The organism is Erwinia sp. ErVv1, from assembly GCF_900068895.1.
Lineage (GTDB): Bacteria > Pseudomonadota > Gammaproteobacteria > Enterobacterales > Enterobacteriaceae > Erwinia.
Genome location: NZ_CDPK01000013.1, coordinates 105,025 through 106,181, shown reverse-complemented (window position 1 = coordinate 106,181; position 1,157 = coordinate 105,025). Strand labels below are relative to the sequence as shown.

The 1,157-nt window shown below is 65.7% G+C and carries 1 protein-coding gene and 1 pseudogene; both read left to right on the top strand.

The genetic code is table 11. The features are described from left to right. The first annotated feature begins 63 nt into the window (after positions 1-63). Positions 64-642: an Ig-like domain-containing protein gene (locus A1830_RS16865; protein WP_067708969.1), complete on the top strand. Its 579-nt coding sequence runs from the start codon at positions 64-66 to the stop codon at positions 640-642. A gap of 159 nt (positions 643-801) precedes the next feature. Beyond that, positions 802-990 (top strand): annotated as a pseudogene (locus tag A1830_RS23460) (Ig-like domain-containing protein); the annotation flags it as partial. Between the last annotated feature and the right edge of the window lie 167 nt (positions 991-1,157).

Genomic DNA, 1,157 nt, shown 5'->3' with positions numbered 1-1,157 from the left:
AGCACCACGGCGGCCGCTTACGCCGTCAGCGCGACCCTCGGTAACTCGTCCAAAACCACGACGGTGACCTTTATCGCCGATGCCACGACCGCTCAGGTCAGTGCCCTGACGGTCACCACCGATAACGTGGTCGCTAACGGCACGGCCCAGGCCGCCCTGCGCGTCACCGTGCAGGACCAACACGGTAACCCGCTGGCCGGTCAGAAGGTCACCCTGACTGCCGCTGATAAAGGCGTCACGCTCAGCGCCGCCAGCGTCACCACCGCGAAGGACGGCACTGCCACCTTTACCGCCACCAGCACCACGGCGGCCGCTTACAGCGTCAGCGCCGGGCTGAATAAATCGTCCAAAAACGCCACGGTGACCTTTATTGCCGATGCCAGTACCGCTCAGGTCAGTGCCCTGACGGTCACCACCGATAACGTGATCGCCAACGGCACGGCCCAGGCCGCCCTGCGCGTCACCGTACAGGACCAGCACGGCAACCCGCTGGCCGGTCAGAAGGTCACCCTGACCGCCGCTGATAAAGGCGTCACGCTCAGCGCGGCCAGCGTCACCACCGCGAAGGACGGCACTGCCNGCCACCTTTACCGCCACCAGCACCACGGCGGCCGCTTACAGCATCAGCGCCGGGCTGGATAAATCGTCCAAAAACGCCACGGTGACCTTTATCGGCGATGTCACGACCGCTCAGGTCAGCGACCTGACGGTGACCACCGATAACGTGGTCGCCAACGGCACGGCCCAGGCCGCCCTGCGCGTCACCGTGCAGGACCAGCACGGTAACCCGCNACCGATAACGTGGTCGCCAACGGCACGGCCCAGGCCGCCCTGCGCGTCACCGTGCAGGACCAGCACGGTAACCCGCTGGCCGGTCAGAAGGTCACCCTGACCGCCAAAGATAACGGCATCACGCTCAGCGCTGGCAGCATCACCACCGCGAAGGACGGCACTGCCACCTTTACGGCTACCAGCACCCTTGCAGCGGCCCAGGAGGTCAGCGCGACCCTCGGTAAATCGTCCCGCAGCACGATGGTGACCTTTATCGCCGACGTCAGCACCTCTCAGATCAGCGACCTGACGGTCACCACCGATAACGTGGTCGCCAACGGCACGGCCAAAGCCGCCCTGCGCGTCACCGTACAGGACCAGCACGG